Source organism: Staphylococcus sp. HMSC063A07, assembly GCF_001836955.1.
Taxonomy (GTDB): domain Bacteria; phylum Bacillota; class Bacilli; order Staphylococcales; family Staphylococcaceae; genus Staphylococcus; species Staphylococcus lugdunensis.
This window is the reverse complement of sequence record NZ_KV830934.1, coordinates 12025-32085: the sequence shown is the minus strand read 5'-3', so window position 1 is coordinate 32085 and position 20061 is coordinate 12025. Positions and strand designations below refer to the sequence as shown.

Below are 20061 nucleotides of genomic sequence, written 5' to 3'. Positions count from 1 at the left end.
CACGCGCTGGTTCGAATCCAGCTAGCCCAGTTATTGGCGGCATAGCCAAGTGGTAAGGCAGAGGTCTGCAAAACCTTTATCACCGGTTCAAATCCGGTTGCCGCCTCCAGGTTATGCGGGAGTAGTTCAACTTTTAGAACACATTCCTTCCCGGAATGAGATATAGGTGTAAATCCTATCTTCCGCTCCAATATTGCTTCCAACAGGAAGTTTTTTATTTATAACTGTGCCGGCGTGGCGGAATTGGCAGACGCGCGGGACTCAAAATCCCGTTCCTTTATTGGAGTGTCGGTTCGACCCCGACCGCCGGTATATTGACCTCTAAACATTGTAGTGTTTAGAGGTTTTTTATTATGTGAAAAATTCAAATGAAATCCTAATAAGTCATAAAGCTATTTTGCGACGATAGTTCATAGACCATATATTGAAATCGAGCCAACTGTTGAGCATATTTCTGTAGTAATGATTCTTTGCCAAAACTTGTAGTAACAAAATTTTTTACATATTTTTAAGCGGGATTGTAACTAGTAGCTTTCCCTCGACTTATGCAATTATATTATCATTGGAAACCTAAAACTTTTGATTAATTTTTACTTAGATATGATAGAAAGATATTATAAAAAGTTTGAGAAATCATTATAAATTGATACTTACAGGTAATTAAACCTTAGTACAAGATATACAATTTTATAAAGGTAATACTAAATTGGAATAAGATATTGTAATTTTTAAGAGTTGCTAGTGAAATGGAATATTTGGTTAATCAGTCATTATCTTTGTTGAATTAGCTAATAAAGACGTTATAGTCTTAGAATTGAGGTCCTGTTTATATCACTATATTTGATTTTTTACGATTAATGAAAATTTTGGTTGTTTAATGCCGATGAGTATAATATTATTAATCTAATGTAATTATTGGAGGTTTGAAATGACTAAACAACATGTTAATGTAAAAGGTTTCTTTAGTAATATATTGAATGCTGTAGGGGCCGGAGTAGTTATTGCGCTGTTGCCTAATGCCTTATTGGGGGAGTTATTAAAGCTATTTAAGGATGATTACCAATTTTTGGGTATGATTTTTCAATTGGTTACTGTTATACAATCATTTATGGCATTTATAATAGGTGTTTTAGCAGCACATCAATTTAAATTTAATGGTGCTGGTGCTACGCTGATTGGAACTTCTGCAATGTTAGGTTCTGGTGCGATACATATTACAACTAGTGGGGTTACCTTAAAAGGTATCGGCGATATAATTAATGTTATTTTAGTAGTAATTGTTGCTTGTTTTTTATATTTAATTTTTCAGAATAAATTTGGATCTTTAGAGATGATTATTTTACCTGTTGCCATACCTGTATTAAGCGGTATATTTGGCTTGTATACTTTACCGTATGTTCAAACTATAACTAAGGCATTAGGTCATATGATTAATTCATTTACTGAACTTAATCCATTGCTGATGTCTATTCTGATTTGTGTCACGTATTCATTATTAATGGTTACACCGATTTCTTTAGTAGCTATTGCAACGGCTATTAGTTTAGATGGTTTGGGAAGTGGTGCGGCTAATATGGGTATAGTAGCAGCTTGCGTAACTTTCATATTTGGCTCATTAAGGGTAAATTCAGCGGGTGTCAATATTGTATTGTTAATCGGTGCAGCAAAAATGATGATACCAGTTTATTTAAAACATCTTATCATTATGATTCCTTTAGCTATTAATGGCGTAATTGGTGGAGTAATTGCTTATTCGATTGGTATAAAAGGGACACCGCTTTCTGCAGGATTTGGTTATACAGGATTAGTAGGGCCAATAAATGCATTAAATCGTATGACTGGCGATGTAACTATGAATATAATCTTATTAGCGTTTGGTTATTTTATCATACCATTTGCTAGCGCATTTATTATACATGAATTATGCAAAAAAATCATTCCTGGTTATACTAACGATATTTATAGATTTGAAATTCCAAAGCAGTAATATTTGCTTATAAAGAGCATATATACAGTGATATAAAAGAGTGCACAAGATGATTTATTTCATTTTGTGTACTCTTTTTTTAAAAAAGCTATTGCATATATATTTATTTAAATGTATAATAATGAACATCGAAAAGGAGGGGCAATCATGAAAAAGTTAATACAGTTGTTAATGGTTGTTGCCATAGTATGTGGTTTAACGATAGCCAACATAACACCGATTGCACATGCAGAACAGGATAAAAATTGGGAGAAAATTAAAGAAAGTGGAGAACTAAAGGTTGGTTTATCAGCAGATTATGCACCTATGGAATTTGAGCATAATGTTAATGGAAAAAATGAATATGCTGGTGTAGATATTGAACTTGCAAAAAAGATTGCTAAAGATAACCATCTTAAACTAAAAATTATAAATATGCAGTTTGATAGTTTATTGGGAGCATTAAAAACAGGAAAAATTGATATCATCATTTCAGGAATGACTTCAACACCTGAACGTAAAAAAGAAGTCGATTTTAGTGATCCATATATGTATTCTAATAATACGGTTTTAGTCAAGAAAAGTGATGCTAAAAAGTATCATTCATTAAAAGATTTAGCTAATAAAAAAATAGCTGTTCAAAAATCTACTGAGCAAGAAAAAATTGCACAGACTGAAATAGAAAACGCAAGTATCACTTCTTTGACGCGTTTACCAGATGCTATTCTTTCTTTAAAAAGTCATAAAGTAGATGCGGTAGTAATTGAGAAACCTGTAGCAGAAGCATATTTAAAGCAAAATAAAGAATTAACTTTAGCATCTGTGAAATTTAATGAGGATAAAAAGTCAACAGTTATAGCTATACCTAAAGATTCTCCAGAGGTAATGGCACATATCAATAAATCGATTAAAGATGTCAAAGATCATAATTTAATTGATAAATATATGGATAAAGCTTCTAAAGAAATGTCAGATGATGGTAACTTTTTTACTAAATATGGCAGTTTCTTCGTTAAAGGTATAGTCAATACAATTATATTATCAGCTATTGGCGTTATTATTGGTGCAGTTTTGGGAACGCTAATTGCATTAGCAAAATTGAGTAAAATTAAAATCATTTCGTGGATAGCTGCTGCTTATATTGAAATAATTAGAGGAACACCATTACTTGTGCAAGTATTTATTGTGTTCTTTGGTACTACTGCTGCATTAGGATTAGATATTTCAGCATTTATTTGCGGGATAATCGCTTTAATTATTAACTCATCAGCATATATTGCTGAAATTATTAGAGCTGGTATCAATGCAGTAGATAAAGGACAAACGGAGGCAGCTCAGTGTTTAGGTTTGAATTACAATCAAACAATGAAAAATGTCATTATGCCACAAGCGATTAAAAACATTTTACCTGCTTTAGGAAATGAATTTGTGACATTGATTAAAGAGTCATCAATCGTATCAACAATTGGTGTGAGTGAGGTTATGTTTAATTCTCAAGTTGTTCAAGGCATATCATTTGATCCGTTTACACCATTACTACTAGCTGCGGGATTATATTTTGTTTTAACATTCTCATTATCTAGAATTATGACTTTAATTGAAGGGAGAATGAAGGCCAGTGATTAAAATTAAAAATTTAATTAAGTCGTTTGATAAAAATGAAGTACTCAAAGATATAAATTTAGAGGTTCATAAAGGTGAAGTTGTATCCATTATTGGGCCATCAGGGAGCGGTAAAAGTACATTATTAAGATGTATGAATTTACTTGAACAACCAACAGATGGACATGTAATTTTTGAAGGAAAAGAATTAACAAGTAAAGACGTTAATTTAAATGAATTACGCCAAAATATGGGAATGGTTTTTCAAAGTTTTAACTTATTTCCACACAAAACAGTACTTGAAAATATATACATGGCACCGAAATTATTAAAAAAAGGTGATTTAGACACGTTAAAAAAAGAAGCACATAATTTATTAGAAAAAGTTGGTTTGGCGGAAAAAGCTGAAAATTATCCGAATCAACTTTCTGGAGGTCAAAAACAAAGAGTCGCAATTGCTAGAGCTTTGGCAATGCATCCAGACGTCATATTATTTGATGAACCAACATCTGCATTAGATCCAGAAGTTGTTAATGATGTGTTAAAAGTCATAAAATCTTTAGCTAAAGAAGGTATGACAATGGTTATAGTAACGCATGAAATGAGTTTTGCGAAAGATGTTAGTGATAAAGTTATCTTCATGGCTGATGGCTATGTTGTTGAAACAGGCAAGCCTGAAGATATATTTGAACATCCAAAAGAACAAAGAACTCAAAATTTCTTATCACGTGTATTATCATAGTCTAGTGATATTGTGACATAGATGTCTCTGACAAGTTGAAGGGAGCAGGATAGAATTCATTATGAAATTCTATCCTGCCTCTTGGTAAGGTTGACAAGGATTGAAAAAAGCTTGGTATAAGCGCATTTTCTATCCATTCAACTACTGCCAATATTTAGTCATAGGTTAAAAACATAATTATGTTCCAGATTCTTCATTATTATATTAAGTGGATTAAGATAAAGCATAGTTTTTTCAAGTACAAATTATTGAAGATAAAAGAAGCACAAAGTTGATTTATTTAAAACCATCTTTGTGCTGTTTTTTTGATTTTACGTCCCATCTTGTATTTTAATTTAAAGATTAACATGTTTTGATTAATGAAAAATTTATAGTTCTATCAATTTCAATTTCATTTGTGAATTTTTATCCAAGTGTTAGTGTGAAATTGTGGTAAAATGACTTATGTAAATTTTCAATGGGAGGCTTAGAGTTGAATACAGCTCATTTAAAAACAGAAATTATTCAATTTGCGCACAGCATTGGAATTGATCAAATAGGTTTTACTACAGCTGATCCATTTGATGAATTGAAGCAAAAATTAGAAGATTATCATGCAAAAGGTTACGCATCTGGATTTGAAGAATCTGATATAGCATTAAGAACAGAACCAAAACTTAGCTTGCCTACTGCGCGCTCTATCATCGCAATTGCTGTCGGATATCCTAATAAATTAAAAGGTGCGCCTAAAAGTGTACGTGGTGATCGCAGAGGTATGTTTGCACGTGCTTCATGGGGACAAGATTATCATACAATTATGCGGAATAGACTAGATAAATTAGCTGAATTTATTCAAAGTAAAGTGCCTGATGTTGAAATACAAAGTATGGTTGATACAGGTGTTTTATCGGATAGAGCTGTAGCTGAGCGTGCAGGTCTAGGTTTTGTTGGAAAAAATGGCTTTATTATTAATGCAGAATTGGGAACTTGGTCATATTTAGGAGAAATGTTAGTTAGTATTCCTTTTGAACCAGATGATCCCATTTTAGATAGTTGTGGTGATTGTACAATTTGTGTTGATCGTTGCCCAACAGGTGCTCTAGTTGGTAACGGACAACTAAATAGTCAAAAGTGTATTAGCTTTTTAACACAAACAAAAGGATATTTAGCTGATGAATATCGTTATAAAATAGGGAATCGTTTATATGGTTGTGACACGTGTCAACAAGTATGTCCTAAAAATAAAGGGATCAATACTGAACACGATGATATTATTCTAGAACCAGAAATTTTAAAACCAAGATTAATTCCATTATTACAAATGAGTAATAAAGAATTTAAAAATACTTATGGACATTTAGCTGGTGCGTGGCGAGGAAAGAAACCTATTCAAAGAAATGCAATTATTGCCTTAGCACATTTTAAAGCTAAAGAAGCACTACCCGAATTAAAAGAAGTTGCACTTAATGATAAAAGACCAATGATAAGAGCAACAGCTTACTGGGCAATAGGACAAATCGATGGTTATAATGCGCAATCATTTATCGATGCACATTTTGCTAAAGAAGTTGAAGAAGTACAACAAGAAATGATAAAAGGTTTAGAAATGAGGAGAAATTAAAATGACAAATCATATTGTTTTATATCAACCAGAAATACCTGCTAATACAGGTAATATAGCTCGTACATGTGCTGGCACTGACACACATTTACATTTAATAAAACCACTCGGATTTAGTACTGATGATAAAATGTTGAAACGTGCAGGTCTAGATTATTGGAAATTTGTAAATATTACTTATCATGAAAGTATTGAATCATTTTTTGAAACAACTTCAGGTAAATACTTTTTACTAACTAAATTTGGTAAAAAAACATATAGTGATTTTGATTTCTCTGATCGTGATGACGATTTGTATTTTATATTTGGCCGTGAAACTACAGGATTGCCACAATGGGTAAAAGAAAAATATGCTGACACTGCCTTAAGAATTCCAATGAACAGTAATATACGGTCTTTAAATTTATCAAATACAGCTGCTTTGCTTATTTATGAAGCATTAAGACAACAAAAATTTTACGGTTTGTCATAAATAAGGGAAATAGTGACTTAATTTATTTCATTGTAATTTAATGATATATTTATATTGATATTAAAAAGCGATGATATATCATAGTTTTAATAGCCTTAGATAGGGTAATATACAATTAATATCATTAATTTTTATTAAAGTTATAATTGAGGAGTGTAATAAAGAATGGCAATGAACTTTAAAGTATTTGAAAATAAAGATCAAGTTGCAGAGTATTCAGCAGATATCATTAGAAAACAATTTAACAATAATCCTACTACAATTGCTGGATTTCATTTAAACAAAGAGGCATCACCAGTACTTGATATGCTTAAAAAGAATGTTGACCAACATGCGGTTGACTTCAGCCAAATTAACATTCTTGACTATGATCAAAATCAAGAATATTTCAAAGCGCTGGGGGTTCCTGAGAGTCAAATTTATCCTATCTCATACGATCAAGATGCTGAAGCGTTTATCTCTGATAAAATCAAAACAAAAGATAATAAAGGGAAACTAATATTACAAGTAGCTTCAATTGATGATCAAGGAAACCTTAATATCAGTCTACGTCAAGGATTGTTAAATGCTAGAGAAATTATCTTAGTCATTACAGGACATAATAAAAAAGAAGTAGTAGAAAAACTGTATAATGAAAATGGAAAATCTAATTTTGAACCTGCTGATTTAAAAGCACATCGTATGGTAACGGTTATTTTAGACGAAGCGGCAGCTGAAGGTTTGCCAGAAGATGTACGTCATTACTTTACTGATCGGTTTGCTTAAAGTAAAAGCGATTATGAATAATATAGTGAGGTCATTTTAATGTCAAAAGAAAAAAAGAGTCGTTTAAATTATCATGAGGAAGAGAATGCGATGGTTGAAAATTTAGAAGACTTAAAAGAGCTGGGCAAAGAAATGGAACACATCTCAGAGAAAAATGACGAAGAAAAAGTTAATCAATCGCATGATACATCAAAGTCTTCAAATTCATAAAGACTAACAAAATGATTTGTAATGAATGCTTATGATGTAAATACTATATAATATAATTAAAAAGGGACGAGATTATAAAGTCAAAATGACTTATCTCGTTCCTTTTTAATTTAATCTGAAGCACGTCAGATTTTATGCTAAAATTAGAAGAAAACATTTAGAGGAGAAAGCGAATGTTCAGCAAATATTGGTTACATATCATCATATTAACGATAATTATTAGTTTGATTTCAATTAAAGGTTTCCCGATTGCTTTGGGAGCTTTATATTTACCTATATTATTTAAAGTTGTGAAGTTACAGCTTAATTTATCTAAAGGACTTGTAGATGATGTTAATGCAATTGCTTTTTTAAAGAGTAATCGCATCGGCATAGTGATTAGTGTTGTGTGCATATTATTAGTTACGGGGATACTATGTTACACACTTGATCATTTATATAGCAATTTCAATGGAATATTAGGCTTGTTAATCTCATTCAGTCCAATTACCTTAACTTTAAGTGTCATTTTATATATCATGTCAGCTTTTGCAACAGTGCAAGCCGTCAAAAATAAATACACTAAGTAAAGAAATAATATCGATTAACTATACTTAATTGGATTTTAGTGAAAACGTTTTATTTGCGCGTTGTCCTTTGATTTTAAATAGTGCTATACTACTGTTAAACAATCAATTGATAAGGGGAGATACACGTATGTCAGTACGAATTGAACATGATACATTTGGAGAAATAGAAGTGCCTGCTGATAAGTATTGGGGGGCACAAACGGAACGTAGTAAACGTAACTTTCCAGTTGGCAAAGAACAAATGCCTATTGAAGTGATTTACGGCTTTGCGCAATTGAAACGTGCTGCTGCATTAGCTAATCACGAATTAGGAAAGTTAAGTGATGCTAAAGCAAATGCCATTGTGTATGCGTGTGATCAGATTTTGAATGGTAATTTAGACAATCATTTTCCATTGGTAGTGTGGCAAACAGGCAGTGGTACACAAAGTAATATGAACGTGAATGAAGTAGTAAGTTACGTGGCTAATCAATATTTACAAGAACAACAAAGCGATGAGCAGATTCATCCCAATGATGATGTCAATAAATCACAAAGTTCTAATGACACATTTCCAACTGCGATGCATGTAGCACTTTATCATGAAATTGAAACCAAACTTGTTCCCGCTTTACAGCAATTACGTACCACTTTTGAAGAAAAGGAACATTCATTTAATCATATTATTAAAATTGGACGGACACATCTACAAGATGCAACACCTATTCGTTTAGGACAAGAAATAAGTGGTTGGCGTTATATGCTAGAAAAGTGTGAGACATTATTAGCAGAGTCAAAATGTCACATATTAAATTTAGCGATTGGTGGAACTGCAGTAGGTACTGGTATTAATGCTCACCCACAATTTGGAGATAAAGTGGCGACATATATTGCGACAAACACAGGATATCCATTTGTATCATCTGAAAATAAATTTCATGCATTAACATCACATGATGAAGTTGTGCAATTGCACGGTTCATTAAAGGCACTTGCTGCAGATTTGATGAAAATAGCTAATGATATTCGATGGTTAGCCTCTGGTCCTAGAGCTGGTTTGGCAGAAATTGCTATCCCTGAAAATGAACCAGGTTCATCTATCATGCCAGGTAAAGTGAATCCAACACAATGTGAAATGTTAACTATGGTGGCAATTCAAGTCATGGGCAATGATACGACTGTAGGTATTGCTAGCTCACAAGGTAATTTTGAATTGAATGTCTTTAAACCGGTCATTTTACACAACATACTACAATCCATTTATTTATTAGCTGATGGTATGCAAACCTTTAACGATAACTGTGCGAAAGGTATCGAACCAATCGAAGAAAATATTAATAATTATTTAAATCAATCATTAATGCTAGTAACTGCTTTAAATCCACATATTGGTTATGAAAAAGCAGCACAAATTGCCAAAAAAGCGCATAAAGAAGGATTAACCTTAAAAGAATCTGCAATTGCTTCTGGTTATGTTACAGAAGCTCAATTTGAAACATGGATAAAACCTGAAAGCATGGTTGATCCTCATTAACAGGCAATAATAAATTGCTGAGCCTCAGTAATAACTCATAGTATCGTTACTGAGGCCGCAATGTTTATTTGGTAATAGGATTGTCATCTAAGTTAACTGATATAAACTGTTGAGTTAAAGGATGGACAAAATCAATTTGATAACTTTTTAATTCTAATTTTCGTAGTTTTGAATCACCATATAAAGGGTCACCAATAACAGGGTGTCCTATTTCAGCTAAATGTACTCTAATTTGATGTGTGCGTCCTGTATCTAGCTTAATATCTAACTGGCATACACCTTCTTTTAACATTGTGGAAGCAAGTATATGTGTAATGGCACGTTGTCCAGTATTAGATATGCGACGCTTATTGGGATGGAATTTATCTTTACCTATTGGCATATCTATAGTTTGAGGTTTTATGGGCAATAGTGCATTAACGTTTGCTTTGTAGATTCGAGTAATTTTATTGTCCTCTAGCATTCGGTCAAGAATTTTTTTCATAAGTGGATTTTTAGCAATGATGAGTAACCCAACTGTTTCTTGATCTAAACGATGTATGGGTTCAGCATACTCACTATCTAATGTATAAATGATGTGGTTCATTAATGTGTTGCTTTCTTTTAGATCATTAGGATGCGTTTTGACGCCTTTTGGTTTCATTACGATAGCTAAATCATCATCTTCATAATAAATTTGAGCGTAACGATAACTTGGTAAATAATTACTTTTTTCTTCATCAGTAGGAATTTCAACACAATCCATGGTATGGACTTGATTACTTAATCTAGCAGGTGCGTTGTTAATCGTAATTTCTTTTGACATATTCAGCTGATGTAAATCTTTTTTAGGAACTTTTAAAGTTTGAAAAATTTCTCTTAATGTTAGGTTGTTATAATCTTCAGGTATTTTAAATTTCATAGAATCCTCCTACGCATTCTCTATCATCTTATCATAATTTTTAAATAACATAACGTGTAACTGTTTAATTTTCATCATTTTACAAGAATGATCAATAAAATTTATTTTTAAAATTAAAACCACACATGTATAATATAAATAATATGGCTGGTAATTGGAGAGATTTTATGTCACAACCTTCTCGTTTGGCATTGCTAAAAGAAATAGCGGAATTTTTAAATGAAGAAACAGAAATGTATAGTATGATGAATGGTGCTTTGCATTATTTATTGCAGGGCAGCCAGTTTACTACTGGTTGGATTTTCTTTATTGATGACAGTGGACATCATGAATTGGTTGCTGATGCGGATTTACCTGGTGCTTTACAGCGTGAGCAGTGTCAATTTATGCATGAAGGTTCATGTTGGTGTGTACGTGCATATCATAATCATAAACTGACAAAGGCATCTAATATTATCAATTGTTCGCGTATAAATTTGGCCGCCCAAGCCTATAGCGATGAAACAGAAGACATCACACATCATGCAACGGTGCCACTCAAATCAGGAGATGAACAGTTTGGGCTGCTTAATGTTGCAGCTCCTCATAAACATACATATAGTGATGATGATTTAGAACTTTTAGAATCTGTCGCTTTTCAAATTGGCTCTGCAATTAAACGTATCTTACTTACCAACAAAGAAAAAGAACGTGCGCGTGTCAATGAGCGTAACCGACTAGCTAGAGATTTACATGATTCAGTTAATCAGATGCTATTTTCTCTAAAGATTACCGCTCATGCTGCCCAAGGCATGACAACGGATAAATCTGCCCAAAAAGCATTTCAAACCATTGAAGATATCAGCCAATCAGCAGTAAATGAAATGCGTTCATTAATATGGCAATTGAAACCAGTTGGGTTAGAGCAAGGACTAGTTCATGCATTATATCACTATAGTGAACTACTACAAATAAACTTAAATGTCTCTGTAGATGGTTTGATTAAATTACCTAATACCATTGAGGAAAATATATATCGTATTGCTCAAGAAGCGATGAATAATGTCAAGAAACATGCAAATACAGAAGATGTTGATGTAACTATTAAACAGCACAATGACATGCTCTATATGTCTATTGTGGATCAAGGAAAAGGATTTGATATTACTCAGGTAACTGATAATCAATCATTAGGGTTGAAAAATTTAAAACAGCGGGTCGGTTCAATGAAAGGCAAGATTGAAATACACGCAGAAGTAGGCCAAGGAACCGCAATTTATATTGAAATTCCATTAACATAATTACGCAAAGGAGTTGTCTCTGTGGCGGATATCATACTCGTAGATGATCATCATATTGTCCGACAAGGATTAGAATTTTTGTTATCAACAGTTGAAGAATTCAATGTCATTGAAAGCTTTGCGAATGGTGCATCATTTATAAGTTATTTAAGTGAGAACCAGCCACCTGATATTGTTTTATTAGATTTGGTAATGCCTGAGATGAATGGTATTGAGGTGACTGAATTTTTAAAAAAGAACTATTCTGACATCAAAGTGCTGGTATTAACAAGTTATGTAGATGACGAACATGTCATTTCTGCGATAAATAAGGGTGCAGATGGCTATGAAATGAAAGATGTAGAACCAGCAAAGCTTATTGAAACAATACGACGTGTTTTAGCAGGTGAACGCATTATTCACCCAGAAGCCAAAACTGTAATGGAAGCTGTGGCTAAAAAACCGCATTATACCAATAAATTATCAAAACGAGAAATTGACGTTTTACGAGAAATGGTCAAAGGAAAAACAAACAGAGAGATTGCTGAAACATTATTTGTATCAGAAAAAACAATAAAAACGCATGTTAGTCACATTTTTAATAAGTTACAAGTCTCAGATCGTACTCAAGCTGCTATTTATGCTATGCAAAATAACTTGATTTGATACTGAAATCAAAGTGTTGGATTATTTAGATAATTTTGTCTTTATAAAAAAAGTCAGTAAAGTAAAATTCACTCTTTTAATTTTGCGAAAAATATATTAAGATGTAATTTGTGTTTCAAGAAATGTGTATTATTGCAATTTCTTGTGTCCGGAAAAAATTATAGAAGATTCCCTAACAGAAAGGTAGATAATATAATGGATAGACAGAGTTTTACAGATTTAATTCAAACAAAATTTAAAATGGTTAGAATAGAAGCCGGTTATACTCAAGATACAATGGCTCAAACCATTGGACTTTCAAAAAAGACATTAGTTCAAATTGAAAAAGAACGTGTTTTACCAAATTGGACGACTTGTGTATCAATTTGTGCACTATTTAGAAATTCAGATGTCTTAAATAGTACATTTGGTTGTGATCCTTTAGAAATTGTACAAACAATTTCACGTAATCATTGTGCATATCCTAACCACGAAACAACAAGTGATATCTACTGGAATACATTAGAATCACGCTATGGTTACATATTACAAGGCAATAAAGTTAGCGATATTTATCGCGTATTAAACCCAGATAAACAGCCTATTTTTGGGACTTCTAAGTTGAGAGAAGCAGAAACATATTTTACTCGTAATGCAAAAGACGAATTACTACATGTTTAATAACAACATTTGAGTGACAAGAGAATCGATAATGGATTAAGTCATTCAAACCATTAGATTAAAGCACTTAATTGGAATGGATATGTGAGGGTAAGACAAGTTATTCGAGTCTTATCCTCATTTTAATTTTTGTTATAGTGTCATCTCATAGCATTAGAATGCTAGTATGATATAATGCGGTACAAAATGATAAGACAATAGGAGTATATGTTTATGCATGCTTTTTTAATTATTTTATTTATGGTTGTCATTGGTGCGATTATTGGAGGTATAACCAATATAATTGCTATTCGAATGTTATTCCACCCTTATCGACCTCACTATTTCTTGAAAATTCGTATTCCATTTACACCCGGCTTAATTCCTAAAAGGCGCGGTGAAATTGCAACTAAAATAGGTCAAGTTATAGAAGAACACCTTTTAACCGAAAAACTTATCCGTCAAAAACTAATGCAACCTGAAACTAAACAATCCATTCAAGATATGATTCAACATCAGATTAGTCGATTACGCAAAGATCGAGTTACATTGCAACAGGTAGCTCAAAAATTAAACTTTGATATGGAACATTTTGTTATAAGTAAAATGCCTTCTGAAGTCGAGAAACTATTTATTCAGTTTTATAAGGACCACAAACATAAAACGATTGAAGATATACTGCCTAAGAGCATGATGGATTTAGCAGAAGATAAAATAGATGCATTAGAAGCATTGCTGATTGATAGAGTTCATCGTTATTTAACATCGACACGCGGGAGACACGATATTGAAGACATGTTAGATACTTTCTTTTTAGAAAAAGGAAAAATTATTGGACTATTACAAATGTTTATGACAAAGGAAAGTATTGCCGAACGTATTCAGCATGAATTAATTCGCCTAACTCATCACCCTAAGGCAAATGCCATATTGAAGAATATTATCCGTAACGAATATACTACTTTTAAAGGGAAAAAGTTAAATGAAATCGTCTCAATGGAACAAGTAAGACAAATAGCTACATCGTGTGCAGAAATGGCTGCTGTTACAAATAAAGTCAATATACCACTAAGTGATTTAGCACCTAAATTATTCAATTATCTAGAACAGCATATTGCTAAACAACTGACACAGGTCGCTATACAATTTCTATCTACTGAATTAGCTACTATTATGAAAAAGTTTAATTTAAGAGCAGTAATTGAAGAACAAATTAATACGTTTGATTTAGATTATATAGAACGTTTAATAATTGATATTGCTAAAAAAGAATTAAATTTAATAATGTCATTAGGCTTTTTATTAGGCGGCATTATAGGGCTACTACAAGGTATAGTCGCAATCTTTGTGTAAGCAATCAGTTTATGTTAAAGTATTAAAGAGTTGTTAATAAATTTTAGAAGGAGTGTCAATACAACATGGCAGTAAATTTATATGATTATGCAAACCAATTAGAACAAGCATTAAGAGATAGTGATGAATATAAAGCAATCAAAGATGCTTTTTCTAAAGTAAAAGCTAATGAAGATTCAAAAAAATTATTTGATGAATTCCGTGAAACACAAATGAGTTTCCAACAAAAACAAATGCAAGGTGAAGAAATTCCAGAAGAAGACTTGCAAAAAGCCCAAGAACAAGCTCAAGAAATTGAAAAAGATGAAAATATTTCTGAGTTAATGGCAGCAGAACAAAAAATGAGTCAAGTATTCCAAGAAATCAATCAAATTATTGTTAAACCATTAGATGAGATTTACGCTGACTAATTTAATGTTATAAAACATGTGATTTAAAACTTCTCGAAGATAATACAAACTTCGAGAAGTTTTTTTATAGATGATAAGGAAATTATTACTGTTAGCTTGTCTTGCAATCGACTGTCATGTTCAATTTATGATAAAATAAAGTAATACATAACTACCTTAATTAAGGAGATACATGCAAATGATAAAATTTATTCACTGTGCGGATTTGCATCTAGATAGCCCTTTTAAATCAAAGAGCCATTTAAGTTCAAAAATATTTGAGGATGTGCAAAAAAGTGCATATGAAAGTTTCAAAAAAATTGTCGATATTGCTTTAAAAGAAGAAGTTGATTTCGTTCTTATTGCAGGGGATTTGTTTGATAGTAATAATAGAACGTTAAAAGCTGAAGTATTTTTGAGAGAGCAATTTAAGCGTTTAGAACGTGAGCAAATATTTGTATATATTTGTCACGGCAACCATGATCCACTAAGTGCTAATATTACTTCAGAATGGCCAGACAATGTGTCTGTATTTTCTAATAAAGTTGAAACTTATCAAGCGATTACAAAAGATGGTGAAACGGTTTATTTACATGGATTCAGTTATCAAAATAATGAAAGTTATGAAAATAAAATCGATGATTATCCTTCAAGTCTAGGAAAGGATGGCATACACATTGGTATTTTACATGGGACTTACAGTAAAACAGCAACCAATGATCGATATACCGAATTTATTTTAGAGAATTTAAAAGAAAAACTCTATCATTATTGGGCACTAGGTCATATTCACGAAAGACAACAATTGAGTGACATGCCTCAAATTTACTATGCTGGTAACATACAAGGTCGACATTTTAATGAACAGGGACAGAAAGGATGTTTACTTGTAGAAGGTGATCATTTAAAACTGACAACACGCTTCATACCAACACAATTTATTCGTTTTGATGAAGCTACAATTACGTCGAAACAATTTTCAAAACAAGGGATTTTTGATGTTATTCAAAAATTTAAAGAGGATGTTAGATCTAAAGGTAAAGCATTTTATCGTTTAACTGTAAACATAGATAGTGATATCACGTTATCATCCCAAGATATTGTACAAATTAAAGAAATGGTACAAGACTATGAGGAAAATGAAACAAACTTTGTTATGGTTGAAGATTTGAATTTTAATTATCTCCAAAATGATGACACCCCATTAATTAAAGAATTTTCTAGCGATTTATTAAAAGATAGTACAATTTATGAAGATGCAATGAGCGATTTATATTTGAATGCTAAAACATCTAAATATTTGGATGATTATACTGGATTTAATAAAGAAGATTTAGTAAATCGTGCTGAAGATATACTAAAAGCAGAGATGAGAGGTGACAATCTTGATAATTAAATCATTAGAAATATATGGATACGGACAATTTGTACACCGTAAGATTGAATTTAATCGAGCATTTACTGAAATATATGGTGAGAATGAAGCGGGTAAATCAACGATTCAAGCATTTATACATTCGATATTATTTGGTTTTCCTACTAAAAAAGAAAAGGAACCCCGTTTAGAGCCACGATTAGGCAACCAATATGGTGGTAAATTGACATTAATTTTAGATGATAATTCTACAATTGAAGTTGAACGAGTTAAGGGACGCGCTCAGGGTGATGTGAAAGTATTTTTAGAAAATGGAACTATTAAAGATGAAGCGTGGCTCAATGCAAAGCTTAATCATATTAATAAAAAAACATACCAAGGTATTTTCTCATTTGACGTTTTAGGACTTCAAGATATTCATCGTAATTTAAATGAGACACAACTACAAAGTTATTTATTAGAAGCTGGTGCGCTCGGCTCGACAGAATTTGGTCATATGGGTGAGGTTATCAGTCAAAAGAAAGAAGAATTATATAAAAAATCGGGAAAAAATCCAATTTTAAATCAGCAATTGGCACAATTAAAAGGGTTGGAAGCTCAAATTCGAGATGAAGAAGCAAAACTTACTGATTACCATCGCTATGTTGATGATAAAGATAAGTCGTCACGTCATCTTGCACACTTAAAAGACAATTTAAGTCAGCTTTCTTCGATGCATGCTGCGAAACAAAAAGAAGTGGCTCTACATGAACAAACACAAGAATGGAAAGAGTTAGAAGGCAAATTAAATATCGAGCCGCTTACTTTCCCAGAACAAGGTATTGATAGATATGAAGCAGCTAAAGGATATAAGCAAACATTAGAACAAGAGATTGGCTTAAAGGAAGAAGTCCTAAAGCAACTTACTAAAGAGAATAAACAATTGTCAGTGCCGAATGACGATACAATAGAACAATTTAAGCAGATATATAGAGAAGAAAGCGATATTAAGCAAAGTGAAATTGAACTGAATGCACGTGCTAAAGAAATATCAGAAAAACAACATGCGCAGCAAGAACATAAGACAAGTGTTGGATGGCAAGAAATTCATCATGATACGGATACCTCTGAAGCGGCTAAGAGCTATGCTAGCTATTTAATCAAAGCACGTCAGGAAGAACAAATACAGCAACAACATTTAACGCGTCTAATAGATGAAAATACAATAGAGCAAACTGCATTAGTGAAAGAGATTGAGGCTTTAGAGCAAGATTTAATTTCTGAAGATGCACTTGCAAAGAAAAAACAATATAATCAACAAAAGTTAGAACTCAATGAAAAAGAAAATTTGTATCAAAAATTAAAGGATACTTTTGAAAATGAAAAAGCCAATAAAATCAAGCGTCAACAGTGGTTAAGATTTAGCTTTGTATTATTAGCAATTGTTGGTATAGCCTTAGCAGTATTTTCATTTATGACACAGAATATGATATTTACTGTAGTATTTGCAGTATTAACGCTTATTTTTATCGTGGGTATATTTTTAGCGAAGGCCAAAACGGTTGATTATAGTGAAACTATTGGTATTGAGATTCAAGATTTAGAGCAGCAATTAAACTATTTAGAAAATGATTACGATTTAGATTTCGATCTAGAAGAACAATATCAACTGCGTGACCAATGGCAAAACGCATTAAAAAATAAAACTATCATTGATGAAAAAATGAAACATCAGCAAGATAAACTTTCAAGTTCACATCAACAATTAGATCGTCATGAACACGATATTAACGAAGTTAAACAATCATTGTTCTTACCAACTAAAATGTCAGATGACTTATTATTAGATAGTATTAAAACAATAAATACTATTAAATCAGACGATAAATTACTTCAGACATTACAACAAGATTATAATCATTTGAATGATAAGATTACTTCGTTTTATGAACAAGCTAAGAGCACGGTGCAACCAGAAATCGAACGCTTTAATCGTTCTTCATTCTTTGATGATTTAAAAGATTGGATTTCAACTTCAGAATCAAATCGTCAACGTAAAGCAGAATTAAATAAACAAATAACACTGTTAAATAATGAATTAACACAACTTCATGCAAATTTAGCAGAAAATACGGCAACGATTGATACATTATTTAATTTTATAGGTGTCAATGATGAAGAAAGTTATTATGCACACCATAAGGCATATCAAACTTATCAACAAAATTTAGCAAGATTCAATGATTTAACAAAATATCTTGAAAATCAAAATTACTCATATGAAGATAGTTCAGCTTTAAGCAAAAAAACAACGGCACAACTAGATAAAGAAGATCAAGTGTTAGCAAAACAAGTAGATGATTATAACGAACAATTTCTTGCCAAACAGCAGGAAGTTAGTGATTTAACTGCTCAAATTAAGCATATGGAAACAGATAGTACGCTGTCAGATTTACGTCATGAATATCATAGCTTAAAAAATCAAATGAATGAAATTGCCAAGGATTGGGCAAGCCTAAGCTATTTACAAGCTTTGGTAAATGAACATATTAAGCAAATTAAAGACAAACGCTTACCTCAAGTAATAAAAGAGGCTACAAATATTTTTAATAAATTAACCAATGCGGCATACGTACAAATTACCTATGCAGATGACAAGATTATGGTTAAACACCATAACGGTCAAGTATTTGAACCTATGGAGTTAAGCCAATCAACAAAAGAAATACTATATATTTCATTACGCCTTAGTTTGATAAAAGTTTTAAAGCCATATTATCATTTGCCAATTATTGTGGATGATGCATTTGTACATTTTGATAAAAAAAGAAAACGTATAATGCTGAATTATTTAAGAGATTTAGCAGAAAATCATCAAGTTCTTTACTTCACTTGTACCAAAGATCAAATTGTGCCATCTAAAGAAATGCTTGTGTTGAACAAACTGGAGGAAGGCGGTAAATAATGAGAAATGTAGAAAATTTAAATCCGGGGGACTCTGTTAACCATTTTTTTCTTATTCATAGAGCGACACAAGGTGTGACAGCTCAAGGTAAGGATTATATGACCTTATTTCTACAAGATAAGAGTGGCGATATTGAAGCGAAACTTTGGACGGTAACTAAAGATGATATGCAATTACTTAAGCCTGAAGAAATTATTAAAGTCAAAGGCGATGTGATTAATTACCGTGGGCGTAAACAAATGAAAGTAAACCAATTTCGTTTAGCAACAGCAGAGGATGGTTTGAAAACACAAGATTTTGTTGATGGTGCACCGATGACACCAGATGAAATTAAAGAAGAAATTTCACATTTTATGTTAGATATTGAAAATGCAAACCTACAACGTATTACGCGATATTTAATCAAAAAATATCAAGATCAGTTTTTCACATTTCCAGCTGCGAGCTCACATCATCATAATTTCGCTAGTGGCTTGAGTTATCATGTCTTAACCATGTTGCGCATTGCTAAAGAGATTTGTGATATTTATTCATTACTTAATCGTAGCTTATTATATAGTGCAATTATTTTACATGATATAGGTAAGGTAAGAGAACTAAGTGGTCCAGTAGCAACAACTTACACGATTGAAGGGAATTTATTAGGCCATATTTCTATAGCAAGTGATGAAGTGGCTGAGGCTGCGAGAGAACTCGGTATCGATGGCGAAGAAGTAATGTTATTAAGACATATGATTTTAGCACATCACGGCAAAATGGAATTTGGTTCACCAAAATTACCACATTTAAAAGAAGCAGAAATCTTATTCTTTATTGATAATATTGATGCTAAAATGAATATGTTTGAAAAAGCATTTAAGAAAACTGATAAAGGTCAGTTTACGGAACGTATTTTTGGACTTGAAAATAGACAATTTTATAATCCAGAATCACTGTAATTAATTTTTTAACCAAGCTCTACATTTTGTAATGATTTTTTAATTATTATATGGTGTAAAAAGCTTGGTTTTTTAATTACATTAAATACACATATCCGATAGTTGATTGTTTATTAAATTACATATAAACAACAAAACTTATTAATATGTTTATTTAA

18 protein-coding genes and 3 tRNA genes are annotated in these 20061 nt (G+C 31.9%); 20 read left to right on the top strand and 1 reads right to left on the bottom strand.

All coding sequences use genetic code 11. From position 1 onward, the window contains the following. The first annotated feature begins 35 nt into the window (after positions 1-35). The 12 genes from HMPREF2597_RS12285 to fumC all read left to right on the top strand — a co-directional run bounded on the left by HMPREF2597_RS12285 (position 36) and on the right by fumC (position 9439). Positions 36-109: transfer RNA gene (locus tag HMPREF2597_RS12285), tRNA-Cys, on the top strand. 6 nt (positions 110-115) lie between these two features. Further along, positions 116-190, top strand: a tRNA-Gly gene (locus tag HMPREF2597_RS12280). A gap of 38 nt (positions 191-228) precedes the next feature. Further along, a tRNA-Leu gene (locus HMPREF2597_RS12275) sits at positions 229-312 on the top strand. Between the two features lie 616 nt (positions 313-928). Then, positions 929-1987, top strand: coding sequence for a PTS sugar transporter subunit IIC (locus HMPREF2597_RS12270; RefSeq protein WP_002458752.1), 1059 nt, complete (start codon positions 929-931; stop codon positions 1985-1987). A 147-nt stretch (positions 1988-2134) separates the two neighbouring features. Then, positions 2135-3592: an ABC transporter substrate-binding protein/permease gene (locus HMPREF2597_RS12265; RefSeq protein WP_002477974.1), complete on the top strand. Its 1458-nt coding sequence runs from the start codon at positions 2135-2137 to the stop codon at positions 3590-3592. Further along, positions 3585-4310, top strand: a complete 726-nt coding sequence (locus HMPREF2597_RS12260) for an amino acid ABC transporter ATP-binding protein (RefSeq protein ID WP_002477975.1) — start codon at positions 3585-3587, stop codon at positions 4308-4310. The genes HMPREF2597_RS12265 and HMPREF2597_RS12260 overlap by 8 nt, the downstream gene beginning before the upstream one ends. A gap of 472 nt (positions 4311-4782) precedes the next feature. Next, positions 4783-5910, top strand: coding sequence for a tRNA epoxyqueuosine(34) reductase QueG (queG, locus tag HMPREF2597_RS12255; protein ID WP_002477976.1), 1128 nt, complete (start codon positions 4783-4785; stop codon positions 5908-5910). Position 5911: 1 nt separating this feature from the next. Next, positions 5912-6382: a tRNA (uridine(34)/cytosine(34)/5-carboxymethylaminomethyluridine(34)-2'-O)-methyltransferase TrmL gene (gene trmL, locus HMPREF2597_RS12250; protein WP_002458756.1), complete on the top strand. Its 471-nt coding sequence runs from the start codon at positions 5912-5914 to the stop codon at positions 6380-6382. A 165-nt stretch (positions 6383-6547) separates the two neighbouring features. Then, the gene (locus HMPREF2597_RS12245; RefSeq protein WP_002458757.1) at positions 6548-7147 is read left to right on the top strand and encodes a 6-phosphogluconolactonase; all 600 of its coding nucleotides are present in this window, start codon (positions 6548-6550) and stop codon (positions 7145-7147) included. Positions 7148-7186: 39 nt separating this feature from the next. Then, positions 7187-7357 (top strand): SAS053 family DNA gyrase inhibitor, encoded by a 171-nt coding sequence (locus HMPREF2597_RS12665; protein WP_002458758.1) that lies wholly within the window; start codon positions 7187-7189, stop codon positions 7355-7357. A 173-nt stretch (positions 7358-7530) separates the two neighbouring features. Continuing rightward, positions 7531-7926, top strand: a complete 396-nt coding sequence (locus tag HMPREF2597_RS12240; protein WP_002458759.1) for a hypothetical protein — start codon at positions 7531-7533, stop codon at positions 7924-7926. A gap of 127 nt (positions 7927-8053) precedes the next feature. Beyond that, on the top strand, positions 8054-9439 hold the full coding sequence (gene fumC / locus HMPREF2597_RS12235) for a class II fumarate hydratase (protein ID WP_002477977.1): 1386 nt from the start codon (positions 8054-8056) through the stop codon (positions 9437-9439). Between the two features lie 64 nt (positions 9440-9503). On the opposite strand, the gene HMPREF2597_RS12230 is transcribed toward fumC, so the two are convergent. Continuing rightward, complete coding sequence (locus tag HMPREF2597_RS12230; protein ID WP_002477978.1) at positions 9504-10340, bottom strand: RluA family pseudouridine synthase; 837 nt, start codon at positions 10338-10340, stop codon at positions 9504-9506. Between the two features lie 167 nt (positions 10341-10507). Here HMPREF2597_RS12230 and HMPREF2597_RS12225 point away from each other — a divergent pair, with 167 nt between their 5' ends. From HMPREF2597_RS12225 to yhaM, 8 genes are all read left to right on the top strand, one after another. Next, the gene (locus tag HMPREF2597_RS12225; RefSeq protein WP_002477979.1) at positions 10508-11620 is read left to right on the top strand and encodes a GAF domain-containing sensor histidine kinase; all 1113 of its coding nucleotides are present in this window, start codon (positions 10508-10510) and stop codon (positions 11618-11620) included. Positions 11621-11641: 21 nt separating this feature from the next. Beyond that, entirely contained in the window at positions 11642-12265 is a 624-nt protein-coding gene (locus HMPREF2597_RS12220) for a response regulator (protein WP_002477980.1), read from the top strand. Positions 12266-12460: 195 nt separating this feature from the next. Beyond that, entirely contained in the window at positions 12461-12925 is a 465-nt protein-coding gene (locus tag HMPREF2597_RS12215) for an XRE family transcriptional regulator XdrA (protein ID WP_002458764.1), read from the top strand. 213 nt (positions 12926-13138) lie between these two features. Continuing rightward, complete coding sequence (locus HMPREF2597_RS12210; RefSeq protein WP_002477981.1) at positions 13139-14257, top strand: DUF445 domain-containing protein; 1119 nt, start codon at positions 13139-13141, stop codon at positions 14255-14257. A gap of 65 nt (positions 14258-14322) precedes the next feature. Then, positions 14323-14667 (top strand): YlbF/YmcA family competence regulator, encoded by a 345-nt coding sequence (locus tag HMPREF2597_RS12205; RefSeq protein WP_002458766.1) that lies wholly within the window; start codon positions 14323-14325, stop codon positions 14665-14667. Positions 14668-14845: 178 nt separating this feature from the next. Beyond that, positions 14846-16042 (top strand): metallophosphoesterase family protein, encoded by a 1197-nt coding sequence (locus tag HMPREF2597_RS12200; RefSeq protein ID WP_070817317.1) that lies wholly within the window; start codon positions 14846-14848, stop codon positions 16040-16042. After that, positions 16032-18965 (top strand): ATP-binding protein, encoded by a 2934-nt coding sequence (locus tag HMPREF2597_RS12195; protein WP_002477983.1) that lies wholly within the window; start codon positions 16032-16034, stop codon positions 18963-18965. The genes HMPREF2597_RS12200 and HMPREF2597_RS12195 overlap by 11 nt, the downstream gene beginning before the upstream one ends. After that, a complete protein-coding gene (gene yhaM / locus HMPREF2597_RS12190; protein ID WP_002458769.1) occupies positions 18965-19903 on the top strand; it encodes a 3'-5' exoribonuclease YhaM in 939 nt (312 codons plus the stop codon). The genes HMPREF2597_RS12195 and yhaM overlap by 1 nt, the downstream gene beginning before the upstream one ends. Positions 19904-20061 lie beyond the last annotated feature (158 nt).